General features: G+C 52.3%; 14 protein-coding genes, 1 tRNA gene and 1 pseudogene. 7 read left to right on the plus strand and 9 right to left on the minus strand.

Annotated elements, in window-relative coordinates:
• Nucleotides 1-284: 284 nt before the first annotated feature.
• Nucleotides 285-2,237, plus strand: a complete 1,953-nt coding sequence (locus tag K3T83_RS23945; protein WP_220205445.1) for a sensor histidine kinase — start codon at nt 285-287, stop codon at nt 2,235-2,237.
• A gap of 6 nt (nt 2,238-2,243) precedes the next feature.
• Here K3T83_RS23945 and K3T83_RS23950 read toward each other — a convergent pair whose 3' ends face one another.
• Nucleotides 2,244-3,290 (minus strand): SRPBCC family protein, encoded by a 1,047-nt coding sequence (locus tag K3T83_RS23950; protein ID WP_220205446.1) that lies wholly within the window; start codon nt 3,288-3,290, stop codon nt 2,244-2,246.
• Between the two features lie 182 nt (nt 3,291-3,472).
• A complete protein-coding gene (locus K3T83_RS23955) occupies nt 3,473-4,483 on the minus strand; it encodes an SRPBCC family protein (RefSeq protein ID WP_220205447.1) in 1,011 nt (336 codons plus the stop codon).
• A gap of 375 nt (nt 4,484-4,858) precedes the next feature.
• On the opposite strand from K3T83_RS23955, the gene K3T83_RS23960 reads away from it, so the two are divergent.
• Nucleotides 4,859-5,215: a VOC family protein gene (locus K3T83_RS23960; protein WP_220205448.1), complete on the plus strand. Its 357-nt coding sequence runs from the start codon at nt 4,859-4,861 to the stop codon at nt 5,213-5,215.
• Between the two features lie 338 nt (nt 5,216-5,553).
• Nucleotides 5,554-5,970 (plus strand): annotated as a pseudogene (locus K3T83_RS57990) (group I intron-associated PD-(D/E)XK endonuclease).
• A 49-nt stretch (nt 5,971-6,019) separates the two neighbouring features.
• Here the strand turns inward: K3T83_RS57990 and K3T83_RS23970 are convergent.
• The 3 genes from K3T83_RS23970 to K3T83_RS23980 all read right to left on the minus strand — a co-directional run bounded on the left by K3T83_RS23970 (nt 6,020) and on the right by K3T83_RS23980 (nt 8,050).
• Nucleotides 6,020-6,092 (minus strand) — tRNA-Arg (locus tag K3T83_RS23970).
• 102 nt (nt 6,093-6,194) lie between these two features.
• Entirely contained in the window at nt 6,195-6,926 is a 732-nt protein-coding gene (locus K3T83_RS23975; RefSeq protein WP_220205450.1) for an MBL fold metallo-hydrolase, read from the minus strand.
• A gap of 11 nt (nt 6,927-6,937) precedes the next feature.
• On the minus strand, nt 6,938-8,050 hold the full coding sequence (locus K3T83_RS23980) for a tetratricopeptide repeat protein (protein ID WP_220205451.1): 1,113 nt from the start codon (nt 8,048-8,050) through the stop codon (nt 6,938-6,940).
• Nucleotides 8,051-8,324: 274 nt separating this feature from the next.
• Here K3T83_RS23980 and K3T83_RS23985 point away from each other — a divergent pair, with 274 nt between their 5' ends.
• Nucleotides 8,325-9,608, plus strand: coding sequence for a S1C family serine protease (locus K3T83_RS23985; RefSeq protein ID WP_220205452.1), 1,284 nt, complete (start codon nt 8,325-8,327; stop codon nt 9,606-9,608).
• Between the two features lie 89 nt (nt 9,609-9,697).
• On the opposite strand, the gene K3T83_RS23990 is transcribed toward K3T83_RS23985, so the two are convergent.
• The 3 genes from K3T83_RS23990 to K3T83_RS24000 all read right to left on the minus strand — a co-directional run bounded on the left by K3T83_RS23990 (nt 9,698) and on the right by K3T83_RS24000 (nt 12,181).
• Nucleotides 9,698-10,483, minus strand: coding sequence for a hypothetical protein (locus K3T83_RS23990; RefSeq protein ID WP_220205453.1), 786 nt, complete (start codon nt 10,481-10,483; stop codon nt 9,698-9,700).
• A 204-nt stretch (nt 10,484-10,687) separates the two neighbouring features.
• The gene (locus K3T83_RS23995) at nt 10,688-11,527 is read right to left on the minus strand and encodes a zf-HC2 domain-containing protein (protein ID WP_220205454.1); all 840 of its coding nucleotides are present in this window, start codon (nt 11,525-11,527) and stop codon (nt 10,688-10,690) included.
• A gap of 15 nt (nt 11,528-11,542) precedes the next feature.
• A complete protein-coding gene (locus K3T83_RS24000) occupies nt 11,543-12,181 on the minus strand; it encodes an RNA polymerase sigma factor (protein ID WP_220205455.1) in 639 nt (212 codons plus the stop codon).
• 312 nt (nt 12,182-12,493) lie between these two features.
• Between K3T83_RS24000 and K3T83_RS24005 the strand changes: the two genes are divergently transcribed.
• Nucleotides 12,494-13,618: a citrate synthase gene (locus K3T83_RS24005; RefSeq protein WP_220205456.1), complete on the plus strand. Its 1,125-nt coding sequence runs from the start codon at nt 12,494-12,496 to the stop codon at nt 13,616-13,618.
• 194 nt (nt 13,619-13,812) lie between these two features.
• On the opposite strand, the gene K3T83_RS24010 is transcribed toward K3T83_RS24005, so the two are convergent.
• Nucleotides 13,813-15,108 carry a carbohydrate kinase family protein gene (locus K3T83_RS24010; protein ID WP_220205457.1) on the minus strand — a complete coding sequence of 432 codons (1,296 nt, stop codon included), beginning with the start codon at nt 15,106-15,108 and terminating at the stop codon, nt 13,813-13,815.
• 332 nt (nt 15,109-15,440) lie between these two features.
• Between K3T83_RS24010 and K3T83_RS24015 the strand changes: the two genes are divergently transcribed.
• Together K3T83_RS24015 and sufB are read left to right on the plus strand one after the other, a co-directional pair.
• Nucleotides 15,441-16,184 carry a hypothetical protein gene (locus K3T83_RS24015; RefSeq protein ID WP_220205458.1) on the plus strand — a complete coding sequence of 248 codons (744 nt, stop codon included), beginning with the start codon at nt 15,441-15,443 and terminating at the stop codon, nt 16,182-16,184.
• 181 nt (nt 16,185-16,365) lie between these two features.
• Nucleotides 16,366-17,763, plus strand: coding sequence for a Fe-S cluster assembly protein SufB (sufB, locus tag K3T83_RS24020; protein ID WP_220205459.1), 1,398 nt, complete (start codon nt 16,366-16,368; stop codon nt 17,761-17,763).
• Nucleotides 17,764-17,855 lie beyond the last annotated feature (92 nt).

Consider the following 17,855-nt stretch of genomic DNA (forward strand, 5'->3'; position numbering starts at 1 on the left):
ATATAATATATACCGATATATGTATATTGTCAAGCATATACAATAGCAAGCTAGCAAGCAATATGGTATACTGAACATTAGGGCACTTTTTAAGCAATGGCCGGGTTTATGATGGTATAATGGGAAGAAGAGAGGCAATGCTCGTTTCTCATTACGTTGCTCAGGTAAATGAACAAGAAATTTTGTAAGAAGAAGAGTTGTAGTGTGGTTTTCAGCGATCTGTCTGGTTTTCGTTTGATCCATCTGGAGATCAGTTCCCATAGATGCCACAAAGGAGAGAGACTTTGGAAGGCTCAGTCCAGACAGAGCAGGAGCTTCTGAATGAGTTGCAGGCTTTGCGAAGCCGTGTCGCCGAATTAGAAGAGATTGCGGAGGCACAGCATCAGAAGCTTATTTCCGAACAGCAATTGCGCCTGGAAGTGGAGGCGACGCTGCGCTGTGTGCAGACCTCAGAGGCTGCCTCCCGTCAACAGGTGGAGCAGTTACAGAAACGTTTAGCCGATCGGCCAGCGGCCCAGACGCGTGATCTGGAAACAATTTTTGAAGCGTTGACCGATGCTCTCTGCGTCTATGATAGTGCTGGCAATATTATTCGTGTCAACCAGGCATTTCGTGTGCTGATGGGACTCGATCTCTCCCCCTCTTACTCAATGCAGTCCATGAACGAGTGTGGTGCCTGCGTCCAGATCGCCGATGAAAATGGCAAGCCTTTATCTCCTGAGCGCTGGCCAGTGAAGCGTATCCTGCGCGGAGACGTGCTGGAGGCGAAAAATTCGCCCGATATTACGATTTCTGCCCTCGATGGCCGTGTGCTACAGGTGAGTGCCTACGGCGCACCTCTCCACAATGAGGAGGGTGCGATTATTGGGGCGGTGACGATTTATCGTGATGTAACGGAGCGCCGCAGGCTGGAACGGCGTTCGCAAGACGCTTTACGGGCATTACTGGCAATGGCCGAAGTGCTGGTCAAGGGCGTCGATCATCATGCTGCGGAGGGCGTGGAGAGCCATGCTCCACTCAACCGAATCATGCGTCGTCTGGCAACTCTCGCTCGGCGGGTGCTGGATTGTCAGCGCGTCGGCGTGGTACTGGTTGAGGTAATTACAGATGAGCTTCATCTCATAGCGCTGTCTGGAGCCTCATCTGATGAGCGAAAGCGCTGGTCATCTCTGCTTGAGGGAACCCGCCTGAGCGATCACATTCACGATGCTCGTGTGCTTAGCGATCTCTCGGCTGGCAAACTATTGCGTTCCCATTCCCGTATGCAGGGACTTGCTTTTGGAGCCAGGGCCGGCTATTTTCTCCTGCCTATGCGCATAGGCACGCAATTGATCGGGCTGCTTTCCCTCGATTATGGCGGCAGGATACAGCATTTGACCGAAGCGGAGGTGGCGATAGCGAAGGCTGTTTCGCGTTTGATGGCTCTGGTATTGGAGCGAGAACACCTGCTTCAGGAGCGAGCAGAGGCTCATGCCAACGAACTGGCTTTGCTGGAAGCCAATCGGCGCACAGACGAATTTCTGAGCATCGCCAGCCATGAGTTGCGCACGCCTCTAACGACAATTAACGGCAATATTCAACTGGCGAAGCGGCGTATACGCACGTTGACCAGAGATGATCCGCAAGAAGAGTTCGATGACAGGCTGGCGTTGGTGATGGAACTGCTGGGTCGGGCTGAGCGGCAGGTGCGCGTGCAAAACAGGCTGGTAAGCGATTTGCTGGATGTATCGCGCATCCAATCGAACCGTCTGGAGCTTCGTTGCGATGTCTGTAATCTGGCCTCGATTGTCTCTGAATGCGTTGAAGATCAGCGAGCTGCTCATCCCACGCGTGTCCTCTCGCTCACCTTGCCAGCGCATGAGATACCGATTCTGGCCGATCCTGACCGCATCAGCCAGGTTGTCACAAATTATCTGACCAATGCCCTCAAGTATTCCGCCGCGGCCATGCCTGTTGAGGTGATGCTCTCTGAGGCGGATGGTTTCGCACATGTTGCCGTACGCGATCAGGGGCCGGGCTTGCTCCCGGCGGAACATCAGCAGGTCTGGCAGCGTTTCTATCGTGTGCCAGGCATCAGTGTACGAAGCGGTTCCGGCGTTGGTCTGGGCCTGGGCTTGTATATTTGTCGCACAATTGTTGAGCGGCATCATGGGCAGGTAGGGGTGCAGAGTACGCATGGCCAGGGATCAGTATTCTGGTTCACTTTACCCATCACGACCAATCCCTTGCCTCTTTAGTTGTAATCATCGTTCGTTCGTGTCTTTTTGTGTATCGAACGGAGGCCGTTGATCTTCTGTTGTTTCTTGCTCTTCTGTATTTCCACGAATTGATTTCTGCCAGGGCGATTCGGCTTCGATCTGTTCAACCGGGGTGCTGCCGGCGTTGTGTTCACCTCCGGGAGTGCGTGCAAGCATAGGATCTTCTTCTTCATGAGGGAAACGTTGATTGCGCGCATCTCGCTCCCCTAAAGCTGTTCGCTCCATTGAGGCGTTGCGCCCTCCAAGCGTGCCCTGTATGGGATCAAGCGTCTGTTGTGTACTGGCTGTCTCTGTGTGTGCGGCCGCTTCGCGCTTTTGCCTTGCCTGACGATCCAGGTCGGCCTGGTGCTGTAGCACGCTTGCTTGCTCCTGAGCCTGTTGATGTGCTCTCTGGGCTAGCTGTTCTCGCTGTGCCGCCTGATGTTGTTCGGCCTGCCATTCCTGGGCAATCTCCTGCTTGATGGTCTCCTGGCGCTGCTGCATGCTCTGCTGACTCATCATTGGATCGTTCGTCATCGACTGTTGCTGGCGTTCGGTCGTCTCGTTTTTGGCAACTGCACTATCGCCTTGAAACAGATAGTGTGATTGCATGGGATCAAGAGCGCCTGGAGGAGCCTGTTCGACCATATGAGCGAAGTTATTAAGATCCTTTTGCAAGACCTCTTCAAATCGACTCTCAACGCCCAACATATCGGCGGTTTTTCCGATAACGCCAGCGGGAGGCTCGTAATTGATGTAGACATCGAGCATGGTTCGGTCCGGTCCAAGCGGTTGAAATTTCACTTTGCCCGTATTGTTGAGTCCGCTGGTTGAGCGCCATCCAATCTGCTGATCGACAATCCAATCTTCGTTGACGGCGTCCCATTCGTGTCGCCCGGCGACCTGTGCTACCCAGTGACTACGCTGTTTGTCGTAATAGGTCACTTCTTTGATAAAACTCATAAATTTGGGAAAGTCGTTGAAGTGTGTAAACAGTGTATATACCTGATTGACAGGTGCTTTGATGGTAACTGAGGCGTGATGCTCCGACATATATATGCTCCTTTTTCACGTTCACGGCGCGTATTGAAGAGAATGTGCTGTTTGTGTACTGCTACCACGTAAAGTCGAGGTGCGGAGTTTCGCCTGCAAAACAAGGTCGCGTACCAACCCGGTGGGCGATACGCGACCTTCTCTCCACAATCCCATCCACTTCCTTCTCTTTACTACCAGTTCTAGGGCGAAGCGGGAGGTGGCTCTGGTGGTGTTGTGGGGCTAGCTCCGCGAATCGAGAGGAACCAGGGCGATTCATATTTCTCATCGAGGTCAAGCTTGACGGTCTTTTTCTCGCGCGGATAGCGTGAGGTCATGGGATCTTGATGATAATCGGGATAGCGTGGCCGCAACGCGTCTCGTTCTCCCAACGATGTACGGTCCATCGCGGCCCCACGCCCACCGAGCGTGTTGTAAGCTGGGTCGGGGACGGTGCGTTTCTGGCTACGAGCGAGCAGAGCTTGCCGTATCTGCTCTTCTTCTTGCCGTCGCCGCTCGGCCTCTTGAGCCAGTTGTTGGTGCAATTCTTCCGTTGCCTTGCGCTCAATCTCACTCTTGCGCTGAAGTTCACTTTCGCGCTCTTGCTCTGCTTTGCGCTTCTGTTCGCGTTCGCTCTGAATTTTCGTTTCCCGCTCTGCTAATGCCTCAGCGCTCATCATCGGATCGTGCTCCATCGCCTCCTGTTGACGTTTGGTGACGGTCTGGGTGTATACGGCGCTATTATCATGGAAGAGATAATGAGAAGACATTGGGTCGAGCGCGCCTGGAGGGGCCTCTTCGACCATGCGAGCAAAGTTGTTGAGTTCTTGCTGGAGCATGGTTTCAAAGTAGCTATTGACGCCGAGGTTTTCGCCCAGCACACCCAGGACGCCGGAAGGGGGAGAGTAGCTGATGTAGACATCAACCATTGTGCGGCTCGATCCGAGGGCGCGGAATTTGACCTTGCCTGTATTTTTTAAACCGGCAATCGAGCGCCATCCGACTTGCTGGTCTGGTATCCAGTCTTCGTTGACGGCGTTCCATTCATAGTTGCGTCCTAGAACCTGGACAACCCAATGGCTCCGCCGGTCATCATGATATGTCACTTCTTTCACGAAGCGCATAAACTTGGGAAAGTCATTGAAGTGTGTGAATAGCGCATAGACCTGGGAGGCCGGAGCGCTCACGATCACCGACGCGTAATGTTCTGCCATACTGTCCTCCTTCTCAGGGGGGTGAGGTAGTGCTGGCGCAAACAGCCTTCTACATAACGTTCTACAATGAAAGTTTCCTGTTTAAGGCACGCTCTGACGTGGTTCAATGTGACACTATTTGCGTTGTATTTCCGCAACAGCGCCGGAAATTTACATATATCACAGTATATCATGCTATATCTAAATAATCTACTGCGTAGTATTCTGCTGCTGTACTTATTGAAGAGCGCTGAGTTTATCTCTTTGTGCTGAAGAACCTGTTTCATCTAGAAAAAAATCCGTTGCGCTGTTGCCATACTGTTGTCACTGGCCTATGGCATACTTATCACATCGAAGGAACAAACAAGAAAAACAAAGTAAAAGGAGCGAAAAGCTATGTTAAACGGTTTGAATTTTGTGCTGGCCCATGTCCCATCGATTGCGGAAGTGTTGCCATTCTATACGGAGAAGCTGGGATTTGAGGTCGAGACGCAAGTACCGGGCTTTGTCCAGTTCAAGCAGCCCAACGGTCAAGGCGCAACCTATGCGCTTTCTGAGGAGGGAAATGCTGAGCCAAAAGCCAGCACAGAACTCTGGTGGTATGTGGACGATGCGGAGGCGACAAGAAAGCAACTCCTGGCACGCGATATTCGTCTCGTCGAGGATCTGGCCGATCAGCCCTTTGGCCGCACGCTGACTATCGCCGATCCAGCTGGCAACAAGATTTACTTGCTGCAACTGGCCCAACAATAGCAAAATCTATGTAACAAGTTTTTAAGAAAAAACGGTAAGGTCATTCGTAGTGGAGCGATTTATCGCGTGGGTGGAACCACTTGTGGAGCCACCCACGCGATAAATCGCTCCACTACGAATGACCTTACAGAGTTTGAAAGGAACATTTCATAATAACAAGCGAGAGGAAGTGGCGCATTGCTCGTCCTTTCCTCTCGCTTGTTTGTGTGTTCAATGCCTGCTCTAGATGGGATAGGTCAAAAGTATTATCGTATTTGCACTCATTAGTATCATGTATTTAGCAATGGTATGAGTAAATATGTTCTATAGAGAAATATTTGTAAGGAGAAGATGATTGAATGGGTATTACGCAGCAACGCGGCTTGGAGGGAGAGACAGCTGTATTAAATAGGTTAGTTCAGCTTGGATATGAGGTGTTGGTTCCCTGGAACAGATCGTTAGGGTATGATCTTGCTTATATTGTCGATAACGAAGAGAAGAGAGAGTTTGTACGTATTCAATGTAAATGGGCGTGGCTCTCAAAAGATGGGGCATGTTTGGTTTTCAATACGTCAACAGCGGCAGAGTGGGGGAGAAAAAAGCATGACTATCATGGTAAAGCCGAGTAGTTCGGAGTCTATTCTTCATATACAGAAAAGATATATATGCTGCCAGTCGCAGGAACAGGGGAAGGATCGTCGTTGAAGTTGCGTTTGGTAGCGACAAAAAATAATCAAGAAAAAGATGTACGCTGGGCGAAAGATTATGAGATATAGAAAAAATAAAGCAGCAGAGTATTTCATATCTCTGCTGCTGCTTCTAAAGCGCACCCAGCAGGACTCGAACCTGCGGCCAACCGTTTAGAAGACGGTTGCTCTATCCACTGAGCTATGGGTGCTTGGCCTGGAAGTAAGGGATACTCCCATTGCATATAATATCAATTCGTGTTGCGATCTGTCAAGTGGCTACTCTGGCTCAATTAAAGAGGATTTGAAACAAACTACAGCTCGAACGAGCGTAGATCATAGCCCACGCTGATCTCGCCTCTGTAGCCTTTCTGCATTGCTAACTTTTGTAGTTTCGCGGCATCGATCTCACGATACAGGTGCGAGCAGACGATATGCTGGGCTTGCGAAGCAGCGGCCAGTTCTACAATCTCGCTATCCTCTGGATGGCCCGAATCGATAATCGCTAGGTCCACGTCGCGCAAAAAAGCTATCTCCTGCTCATGGAACGAGGAATCGCCGGTGATGGCATAGCGCTTGCCGTTCCACTCGAAGCGCAGGCCGTGATTGCCAGCAGGCGGCAGGCTCATAAATTCCACAGGCTTCCCAGCAATAGTATAGGCTCCTTCCCGGATCTCATGCACCTCTATCTTATATGTAGGCTGCGTGAAGCTGGTGGGGCGGAAGGCATCCATAAAATAGTTGAGCAAGTCATGTACACCTGCCGGACCGTAAATATGCAGATCGGATGTGCGCGGATCACGACGCGACCATGCTCCCGCCTGCATCAAGGGGATGAGGTCTGAGACGTGATCGGGGTGAAAGTGAGAGAGGACTACGTGCTGGATCTGGTTATGGCGCACACCAGCTTCTAGTAGTCGTTGCAGCACACCATGCCCACAGTCAAAAAGAATATAGGTTTGCTCAAGCTCAAGCAGTACGCTCGAAGCCCGGCGCTCAAATTCGATCTGACATGTGCCAGTTCCTAGCAAGGTCAATTTGCTCACGATCCACCTCTCTATGGCTGCTTGTGAATGCTGCCTCGCCTCTCTTTCCGCTGATACATGAGCCGAACCGCTTTCTCGCGAATACGGCGGGCAGGAGGATAATCCTGATCGATGCGCACGGCTCGCTCCGCTGCGTTGACCGCCTCGCGATAGCGTTCCAGCCTGTAGAGCGTGTCGGCCTTCATGGTCCAGAAGCGCACGTTGGCAGGGTCAAGCTCCAGGACATGATCCAACGCTGTGTTCGCCTCCTCATACTCGCCCAGACCGCGCCGACTGCGCATGTAGTTCTCCCAGGCAAAGAGACTATCTGGCAGATGCTTGATCAGTTCCTCGGTGACATCCTTTAGATTGCTGTACATCTCCAATGCCCGAAATGCCATCGCCGCCTGAGTTAGCGACGGAACATCGGAAGGCGAGAGCTTGAGCGCTTGCAGGGCATTTTCGGCGGCATCCTTCATACGCCCCATCTGACAAAGTACCTGACCCTTCATTTGAAGCGAGAAGAGAAACGCCGGATCGCATGCCAGGCTCCTGTCAAATGCCTCCAGCGCCTCTATATTATGCTCGAAATTGAGTAGCGCCATCCCTTTATTTGCCCAGGCGCGAGCATCCTCATCGTTTAGTTCGACGGCTCGCTGGGCGCTACGCAATGCATCGGCAAATTTTTGCTGCAACAACTGCAAACCGCTGCGATTGACCCAGGCAAGTGGCAGGTTCTTATCTAACAGAAGCGCCTGATCGTTGGCAATGGTTGCTTCGGAGAGGCGTTCTAGCTTCTGTAAGGCACGTGCTTTATAGGCCAGTCCGATTGCCGATGTTGGGGTGAGAGAGAGAAGCTCCTCGGCAACGCTCAAAAGTTGTTCATACCGACCAGCTCCTTCGAGTACATGTGCCAGACCAGACAGCACCTCTTCTCCCGGCCCCTCAAGCTCGATTAATTGCTGAAATTCCGCCGCCGCCTTCTCCCAGTCGCGATGTAATAGATCTTGTTGCGCCTGTTCATGTAATTGTGCAATATGTTTCGCTACAGGGAGTTGTCCGTTCTGCTCTTTCACTACTTCTCTTTCCTCTAGAAATGGGGTTTCCTGTAATATCCCCTCTGCACGCATTATTTCTTTATCCAAATTTTTTTAAGACTCCTGCACTATAGTTTTCTTATTATCTCACTATCGATGCCCACGAACAAGCCCCCCCATACCATCGAGGCTCTTTTTAGCTCTCATTTGTCTATCAAAAATTTTGCAGTCAATTCATACAAACTTTTTACAAATTCCTCACGATTTTCTTATGATCGTTCTGTACAGTATAAGCAGACAAGAAAACGGACGTGTAACGTGTAGTAATTATCAAAGATTGAACCATAGTCAGGTTGCTAGAGCTAAGCGTGGAGGTGCGAGGATGCTCTCAGATATACATAACGACCATACATTACCATATCAGACACCACAACAACCATACTGGCCTGTCGATCAGCAATCACGGCAAGCATCGGCACCATTACAATATGATGAACCAATGGTCCCGCCACCAACGCCGCCATCTCAGAAGCGGCCACCGAAGCGATCAGGCGGCGGTCCACGCGCTGGCGCTATCTTTGTTCTGGCTCTCGTCCTGTTGCTTGTCTTTGGAACCGGCCTGTTCGCTGGCTGGCAGTTCGCAACTGGCAGGGCAGATAACGCCGCAACCGGCACGTTGCAGCAGGGAACAAGCGCTCAGCCAACTGTGCCAGCGCTGACCGGTAGCAATATCGAGACCGTGCGCGAAGCTGCCATTGCTAAGGTCAAGCCTGCCGTTGTACTGGTGAACACACAATCCGGCCTCGGTTCGGGCGTCGTCATTGATAAGCGCGGCTACATTGTGACCAATAACCATGTTGTCACGAACGCACGCACCATTGAGGTGATGTTCTCGGATGGCACCAAAGCTCCTGCGGAGGTAGCGGGAACCGACCCTGCCGATGATCTGGCAGTACTGAAGATCAGCCCTCCTGCGCATATGACAGTGGCGACGCTGGGCGACTCATCCAAGCTAAAGGTTGGACAGGAAGTGCTGGCGATTGGCAATCCGTTGGGGATCACACAGACCGTGACAAAGGGTATCGTGAGCGCATTAGGGCGTACCGTTTCTGAGCCTGCGAGCCAGACCAGCGCCGGTGCCACCATCCCGAACGCCATTCAGACTGATGCTCCTATCAATCCCGGCAATAGCGGTGGCGCGTTGATCGATTTGCAGGGGAACCTGATCGGTATTCCCACGCTGACGGCGATTGACCCTGAGTTCAACGCTCCGGCCAGCGGTGTTGGTTTTGCGATCCCGTCCAATCGTGTGAACTTTATCGTGCCGCAGATCATCAACAATGGGAAAGTGACCCATACCGGTCGCGCGGCGCTCGGAGTGAGGGTTGCCACCGTCGATGCAACCATGGCTCAGCAGGATAATCTCTCAGTGGATCATGGCCTGCTCATCGCCGATGTAGTTCGTGGAGGCCCAGCTGAGCAAGCCGGCCTTCAGGCGGGTGATGTGATCGTCCAGGTCAACAACCAGGATGTCGTAGATACCTCGTCGCTGGGTGATGTTCTCGTCAACAAGAATCCGGGCGATAAAGTGTCGGTGAAAATTTATCGTGGCAACCAGCAATTGACCATAACTGTCACGCTGGGAGAGTTACAAGCACAATCATAACTTTTCTTTAAACTTTTCTCTCTTCTTGTGTGTAGTGTGACGCGGGAAAGAGCGTGAGGAACACTGTTCTCCACGCTCTTTCTTTTTATTTATGAAGAGGCTGGATGCTTCTCCTTCTCTACTCCTGTTTCTGCTCCACTATTCTCTTGCACCGTTTTGTTCTGGCTGCGCCGACTTGTGAGCAGCACACCGATAAAGAAAACGGTCCAGCCAACGGCCATAATGAGCCAGAAACTGCTTTGCAGACCCAGGAAGCGAGCAAGGCTTCCGGCCACACCATTGAGGATAGCTCCGGCCAGGATCAAAATATTGGCCCGAAGCAGATTGGCAGTGTGCAGTCCAGCAACCTGTGCTTGACGGCGTAACAGCTTCCATCCTGAATAGATAGCGACACCGCCGACCGCAACCACACCCAGCGTATTGAGAATGATCGTCATTACTAGCCAGGCGCCCGTCTTGAGCGTTCCGGTGCCAGGAGTGCCTGCAATTTGACTGAGCCGGGGGAGATCAATGCTGGCCTGAAAGATCAAGATGGCAGCAAGGACGCTCATAATGCTCAGGATAATGGAGCAGATACGCACGACGCGAGGGTTGCTGACCAGTGCCAGACTGCCCAGACCTAACCAGGAGGGCATCAGAGCGCCACCCAGGATATAATACAGGCGAAAGAAGAGGATACCTGCGCTGCTGACAGGTTGCGCTACCAGCATGCTTACATAGAACAGCGTGGCGAGGAAGGCCATCGTGAGGGCAATGGTCCAATACAGCTGGTAGATACGACGGCGACGTAGATATTGACGGAGTATAAACCAGGCGAAAAGAGCAGTCACGACAACGTTCACTGCTGGCGGGATAAGCAAAATAGCGGTCTCCATGACACAAACAGCCCTTCTCTCTATCGATACGGTGCAAAATTACGTGAATTTCAAGGCTCTCACTTTTTATTACCCATTTTATCAGGTACGTATACCATACAGAAAACTACATCAGCGTGCAATCAGAGGGACTTTTGCCAAAAGAAAAAGAGGGCGGCGATTGCCAACCCTCTACCGTTGAAAACTGTCGTTAGAAAATTGTCGTCATGCTCGCTCTTGTCGCCAACGTCGTTTAAAGACGATAGAGCCCATCACACCAAGCAGCAGGAGCAGGAAGCCCAATCCCAGGCGGCCCGGTCCCGTGCTGAGATCAAAGAAGAGAATGATCGGCGAGCGGGATGGCTCGATGCTGGGAGCTGGTTGTACAGATTTCACAGCCGGGGTTTCCTCGTGGGTGATCGCCGTCGTCGCTGTTGCCTCCGCTATCGGCGTGGCCCTGGTGGTCGCAGTGATCGCAGGCGGCGTGATTGTCGTTCGTGAGGAGGGTGACAATTGTGGTGCTGCACTCCCCTGAGCATTCTCACCACTGCCCGAACTCGTGCGTGAATCTTGCGTGCTGCTGTTAGCTGCCATTGGTCGACCGTAGCTGGCCGTCATGGTGCCGCCAGGTAAGAAAGTGCCGATCATGCCGGAGAGGAGCAGCGCCAGCCCCACGACCGCTGCAATAGCGCTCACCGTTCGCAGCGCGACCCGTGCATAGGTGGGCCAACTGCGATTATCGGTGCCTGCCTCACGACGACGGTTGCGAGCTGCCGCAACCGCTATCGGCACTGGCTCAGCCCCTTCGGGTTCGTCTTCGACGCTGGTCTGGATATCAGTCTGGATATTTATATCGAGAGGGAGCATGAAAGAACGAGGCAGGGCGGGTCGTGGTAGGGCATGCAGCAACGCCACCGTATGCCGCAAATCCTCTAGCTCCTGCTGGCACTGCTCACACGTCTTGAGATGAGCTTCTACCTGATTCTGCTCTTCAGTAGAGAGTAGTTGCTTATCAAGATACGCTGAAAGCTGTTCAGTCATCAAATGCAGGTTTTCTTGTGCCACGTATATGCTCCGTTACTAATCATCACTTGTCCTGGTGCTTAGACGATAATCCCGGGGTAAAAGTTCCCTGTACTGGGTAAGGTAGTTTCGTAACTTTTCACGTCCACGTGCGATACGTGAGCGTACCGTGCCCAGCGTCGTCTGGGTTGCCGCCGCCACCTCGTCATACGAAAGTCCCTCGATATCGCAAAGTACCACCGCTACACGCTGATCGAGAGGGAGCTTCTGTAAGCCATGTTGAATTAAGCCCTGCAACTCCTGAGTGAGTATGTGAGCTTCGGGATCGTCGGCGCTGCTGGCTAATGCCTGTAACACTTCGGGCGATTGTGGCTCGTCGGTTTCAGTGAGTGCCTCCAGGGAATCGGCAGGACGCCGCTGTACACGTCGCCAATGATCGCACGCCATGTTGGAGCCGATGCGTAGGAGCCAGGAACGAAACGAGGAGCCACCGCGAAATGTGGCGATCCCCCGAAATGCGGCCAGAAATGCGTCCTGCGTGACATCGGCGGCGGTATCGTAATCACCAAGCAGGCGGAAAATAGCACCAAATAGGGTCTGCTGATAGATGAGGACTAACTGGTTAAATGCCTGCACATCTCCGCGCTGGCTACGGGCAATGAGGCTCTCCTCATCGTCACGCGCTAGCTTACTCATGCTGCTGCCCCTCTTCATAGTAACCGTTTGCGCCAGTGTAGCATATTTTATCAAATACGACTACGCCCTTTTCTGGCCAGAAAGTCCACTTGTGGCTGTGCTATTTTGCGTAAGGGATTGTTTCTGTATATCTCTCTGCGCTATAATACCCTCATAACAAGCCAAATTGCAGTGTAACAACCTGAGAAGACGACCCCTTGTTTCTGCACCAGCGAGGATGGGTATTTCATGATGATCTGCAATGATACCCGCCAGGTGCCGCCACTATCTGGAGACAGAAACGAAAATAACGTCTATGCGGAGGATTATTAGATGTCCACCACCACTGAAGGTCTTGAAGATATTGTCGCGACGCATTCTTCCATTTGTGATCTTGATGGCAAGCTAGGCAAGCTGACCTACTTCGGCGTTGATATTCACGATCTGGCACACCATTCAACGTTTGAAGAGACGGCATATCTGCTCTGGCATGGGAAACTGCCGACATGGGCGCAACTGGAGGAAGTGCAGCAACAATTACGCACGCAACGTTCGCTGCCGGACCGCATCCTTGATCTGATGCGCCTGCTTCCTACCGCTACCCCGCCGATGGATGTGCTCCGTACCACCATTTCCGCCCTATCCGCCTTCGATCCCAATCCCCAGGACAAATCACGTGCCGCCAACGAACAACGCGCTATTCGCCTGACTGCTGTTATGCCAACGATCATCGCCAACTGGGAGGCGTTGCGCAACAATCGGGAACCCGTTGCTCCCCTGTCCGATGTCAGCCACGCGGCAAATTTCTTATATATGCTGACTGGTCGCATGCCCGATGAACACGCAGCTCATGTGCTTGATCTCGCGTTAATCCTGCATGCTGACCACGAACTCAACGCCTCAACGTTTGCCGCTCGCGTCACTGCTGGCACGCTGGCCGATATGTATGCAGCGATTACATCGGCGATCAGCGCGCTCTCCGGTCCGTTGCATGGAGGTGCTAATGAGCAGGTGATTCGGATGCTGTTGCGCATTGGCGAAGCGAGCAATGCTGAGTCGTACGTGAGCGATGCGCTGAGCCGCAAAGAGCGCATCATGGGCTTTGGTCATCGCGTTTACCGCACCGAAGATCCACGCGCCACGCATCTCCGAGCCATATCGCAGGAGTTGGGGCAGCGTAAAAACGATCTACGCTGGTACGACATTTCGCGCAAGGTTGAAGAGTACATGAAGGAGCAGAAGAAGCTCAACGCCAATGTCGATTTCTATTCTGCTTCGGTCTACTACATGCTCGACATTCCTATCGACCTGGATACGCCCATCTTCGCCTCCAGCCGTATCGCCGGGTGGACCGCTCACGTGTTGGAGCAGTACGCCAACAATCGACTGATCCGTCCCCGCGCCGAATATGTCGGACCAAAAATCACGGAATATGTACCGATAGAGCAAAGAGGATGAAAAGATAAATAGCGTAATTGTGCAATAAATTGGCATATCCAGGAAATGGAGCAATAACGTTATCTGAATATGGCAGGGGCGATGGCTGGTCCTCGCCCGCCTCTCCAGGCCGCGTCATGCATCATGGGCGAGGACCAGCCATCGCCCCTGCCATATTCGGTCACATCATGTGTTTGTTTTTTGATCCGGGCAGGTTAATAATGCAGGTCGCGCGGACCAATCCAGACTTCTTGTGAGTCGTTCCAGCGCCATTTGAAGGAGGCGAGGTCGAGCGTGGGCCTGCCTTTTTTTTCTGGGAGCAAGCGAGGCCAGCCTGCTGCGATGCGCTCCATCGTTGCGGGCCAGCTCCGAATGCCGCTCAGTGCGTCGGCAGCTTCCACACTACAGGCTCCCACTGCACAGGCAGCGGAGAGCGTCGCCACCGGCATCATGCCACGCAACAAACCCATCAGGAAGCCAGCAATCGTCGCGTCGCCTGAACCCGTCGTGCCTACCATCTGAGTTGAGAAGCAAGGCGTCCATAACTCACGATTGGCCCATTGGACAAGGTTCGTCGGTTGGGCGCGTCCCATCTCCTCTAAGCGCTCGCTCCCGGCAGTGCAGAGATAGAGGCCGCGATGCCCCATCTTGATACCAACGATCTTCGCACCCATATCCAGAAGCGCTTGTCCCATTTCGGAGACCAGATCGGGCGCAATAAAGTCGAGAACGCTGTTTTTCCCGGCTCTGGAAGTGAGCTTCTCAAATTGTTGGCGGCGAAACATCATCAGAATCTCTTCGATGCTGGGCAGAAAAATGTCTGCATAGGGCAATGTCGCCTCTAGAATGCTGCGCCAATCGGCACGTCCCGAAGCGCTGGCCGGATCAGGCATGGAGAGGTCAAGCGAGGTGGTGAGGCCCATGTTTTTCACACGTTGGAAGGTGCTGGTGAGTTCTTCGCCCTTGCCCTGGTACATCTTTGCCATAATAGGAGGATAACCAAAATGGAAGAGCAGTACCTTCTCTAGCTGATCATAGCGGATATCGTCGGCCCCAAAGGTATCGTTGCAGCCTGGCGAATGGATCAAGATGCGATCACTGGAGGCATGGCTGATAATCATGGTGTAAGAGCTGGCCTCGCCTGGTGCTACAACCATTCCCTGCGTCAATCCTGCTCCCTGTGCCTCCACGAGTTGCATAATAGCCTGACCGAACAGATCGTCGCCAACCTTGCCCATTAAGCTTGTGTTGACGCCGAGTTTATAGAGTGCCTGCCCTGTGTTGGGGACTGCGCCACCAGTTGCAAGCACGGCGGGACCGGCCTCAATCAAGCGACCAGGAGCGAGGGTCAACGTATCGCCAGTGAGCGTGGGGATGATGTCCAGGCAGATATGACCGGCGACGACAGCCTCAACATGTGACCGTGAATACGATGGTGTTATGGGCAGCGGTTGGGTGTGCAGCTCGATAATCTCTTCTGGTCGATTCGCAGGCTGTTCGCTAATTTCCATTGCTCATCCTTCCTACCTATTATATAAATGACCTGCGCCCGGGTGTTAGCGTTATCAGCAAGTATAGGAATTTGGTGGTAGCTGGGGAGGTGCGCACGTCATTGAACGCAAAATAGCATTATAGTTTCAGTGTACCGCACACATTGCAAGCTTGTAAAGCACTATCCCTGCTCCTTGAGGTGGCAAAGAGAGGGACAGATTACAACCAGTGTGAGCAGGTTCACGGCGCGAAGCAAGCGTACAGGCTACAATTGGATGAAAAAGGAAAGATCACGTTTTTATTCAGTGTTACTCTTAGAGAGATTTTCTTTATCTGAAAGGATTGGGTGTTTATGGTATACAATCAAAGATTATCAATATATCTTTTCTTATTAGTGCTGAGCCTGGCATTGTTTCTGACATCCTGTGGAACGCAGACAACTAACGCCGCTGATATGCAGATCTCTGATGGGGCTAATGTGCTGAATATAAATAGAGTAAAGACGGGAGCGAACGATCTTTCTCGCTCAATAGCTATTTTCACTACCTCAACCTTTACGTTTGAGCAGTCTATGCCTACCTGGATCACCGACGCGAACCAGAAAGAAAATTATCGAAAATCTCTCCTTCCTACCGAATTCGATACACACACGAAAGATTATATGGGAGACCATAAGACAGATATTGCCATTGGTATTGATGTGCAAGACAGGTATATCTCTATTCAGAGCGTTGATAATGTGCCCTTATCTAACAAAGAGGCAAAGGAAGCTGTTGGTATTTTCGGAACAAATTTCGCAAATAATGACTATACAACCGCTTTACTGGCAACTTTAAAGGATCTGCGGACCGTCATTTCCACGAATGAGAATGCGCAATTCTGGCATGGTGTCTGGAACGTTTTAGAATGGATTGGCATTGTAGCGGTCCTGATATTGATTAGTGTGATGAGCAAGATTTTTGGCTGGAGTTCTTCAAACCGGAATGGGCGGTATTATCATCACCATCATTCCAGCGATAGCGGCGGGTCCAGTAGTAGCTCTAGTAGTAGCAGCGATAGCGGTAGCTCAGGTGGTGGTGCGGGCGGATTTTTCTAGGCGAGATTACGCCGGGAGGGTTTGGGCTGGTTGTCTCTCACCTTGACAATGAGGAGTGGAACGCATATAATACGAATAAATCCGAGTGTGCCAGTAAGGATTAAAAATAAGGATAGCGGAGGGCGTTTGGCTCTCTGCACTGCAATAGACACAGCCAGTAAGTAAGCGGAGTGTGAATTTTATGAGTCAGGCATTTGAGCTGCAACAGGAGTATCAGGCAGGGTTCCATGTTGCAGAAAACTATGCATTCAAGTCCGAAAAAGGATTGAGTGAGCGCGTTGTCGCACAGATCTCCGAGATGAAGGGCGAACCCAGTTGGATGCGGGACTTCCGCCTGAAGAGCCTGAAACTCTTTGAGAAACGTCCGATGCCAACCTGGGGAGCCGATCTGTCAGGGATAGATTTCGACGATATCTATTATTATATCAAACCTGTAAAGCAGCAGGGGAAGAACTGGGACGAGGTTCCCTCCGAGATTAAAGAGACCTTTGACCGCCTGGGCATTCCGCAGGCCGAGCAGAAGTATCTGGCAGGTGTGACGGCGCAGTATGAGAGCGAAGCGGTCTATCACAAGGTGCGCGAGGATCTGGAGAAGCTGGGCGTTATCTTTACCGATATGGACACTGCCCTGCGCGAGTATCCCGATATCATTAAAGAGCATTTCGGTACTGTTATCCCGCCATCTGATAACAAGTTCGCCTCACTGAACAGCGCGGTCTGGAGTGGTGGTAGCTTCGTCTATGTGCCTAGAGGCGTGCGCGTTGAGATCCCGCTACAGGCGTACTTCCGCATCAACGCCCAGAACATGGGTCAGTTCGAGCGCACCTTAATTATTGCCGAGCCGGGTTCGTATGTGCATTATGTCGAAGGTTGTACGGCTCCGACGTATGCCAGCGACAGCCTGCACAGTGCCGTCGTTGAGATCAAGGTGCAGGAGGGTGCGCGCGTTCGCTACACCACCATTCAGAACTGGTCGAAGAACGTCTACAATCTTGTGACCAAGCGTGCCGCCGCCTATCGCGATGCGACGATGGAATGGGTCGATGGCAACCTCGGCTCGAAAGTGACCATGAAGTATCCGGCGGTCCTGTTGATGGAGCCGGGCGCACGTGGCGATATCCTGTCGGTAGCCTTTGCCAATAACGGTATGCACCAGGATGCGGGAGCTAAAGTAACGCACCTCGCACCTCATACCACGTCGCAGATCCTTTCCAAGTCGGTCTCGAAGGGCACGGGTCGCGCCTCGTATCGTGGCCTTGTTCGCATCAATCCAGGTGCGCACCACACCAAGTCCAGCGTGCGTTGTGACGCATTGCTGCTCGATGAGGACGCCCGCACTGACACGTATCCGACGATTCGTGTTGAGGAGAACCAGACCGAGATCGGCCACGAGGCAACCGTCTCGAAGGTCGGCGAGGATCAGCTCTTCTACCTGATGAGTCGTGGCCTGGACGAGTCTGAAGCCTATTCGCTGATCGTCAATGGCTTCATCGAGCCAATCACCAAAGAGTTGCCGATGGAGTATGCCGTCGAACTGAACCGCCTGATCCAGTTGGAGATGTCCGGTAGCGTGGGCTAAGCTCTCACCAATATTCAAGCAGACAAACAGGGGTTATCGTTATCGATAGCCCTTGTTTTTTTATGCTTCCTCATCCAAAAAAGGGGAGAGTG

Source organism: Reticulibacter mediterranei, from assembly GCF_016587455.1.

Excerpts from the sequence above, each read along its gene's own strand:
- sufB (WP_220205459.1), top strand. The coding sequence starts at position 16,366 with ATGAGTCAGGCATTTGAGCTGCAACAGGAGTATCAGGCAGGGTTCCAT.
- K3T83_RS23955 (WP_220205447.1), bottom strand. The coding sequence starts at position 4,483 with ATGGCAGAACATTACGCGTCGGTGATCGTGAGCGCTCCGGCCTCCCAG.
- K3T83_RS24000 (WP_220205455.1), bottom strand. The coding sequence starts at position 12,181 with ATGAGTAAGCTAGCGCGTGACGATGAGGAGAGCCTCATTGCCCGTAGC.
- K3T83_RS24005 (WP_220205456.1), top strand. The coding sequence starts at position 12,494 with ATGTCCACCACCACTGAAGGTCTTGAAGATATTGTCGCGACGCATTCT.
- K3T83_RS23985 (WP_220205452.1), top strand. The coding sequence starts at position 8,325 with ATGCTCTCAGATATACATAACGACCATACATTACCATATCAGACACCA.
- K3T83_RS23990 (WP_220205453.1), bottom strand. The coding sequence starts at position 10,483 with ATGGAGACCGCTATTTTGCTTATCCCGCCAGCAGTGAACGTTGTCGTG.
- K3T83_RS23950 (WP_220205446.1), bottom strand. The coding sequence starts at position 3,290 with ATGTCGGAGCATCACGCCTCAGTTACCATCAAAGCACCTGTCAATCAG.
- K3T83_RS24010 (WP_220205457.1), bottom strand. The coding sequence starts at position 15,108 with ATGGAAATTAGCGAACAGCCTGCGAATCGACCAGAAGAGATTATCGAG.
- K3T83_RS23960 (WP_220205448.1), top strand. The coding sequence starts at position 4,859 with ATGTTAAACGGTTTGAATTTTGTGCTGGCCCATGTCCCATCGATTGCG.
- K3T83_RS24015 (WP_220205458.1), top strand. The coding sequence starts at position 15,441 with ATGGTATACAATCAAAGATTATCAATATATCTTTTCTTATTAGTGCTG.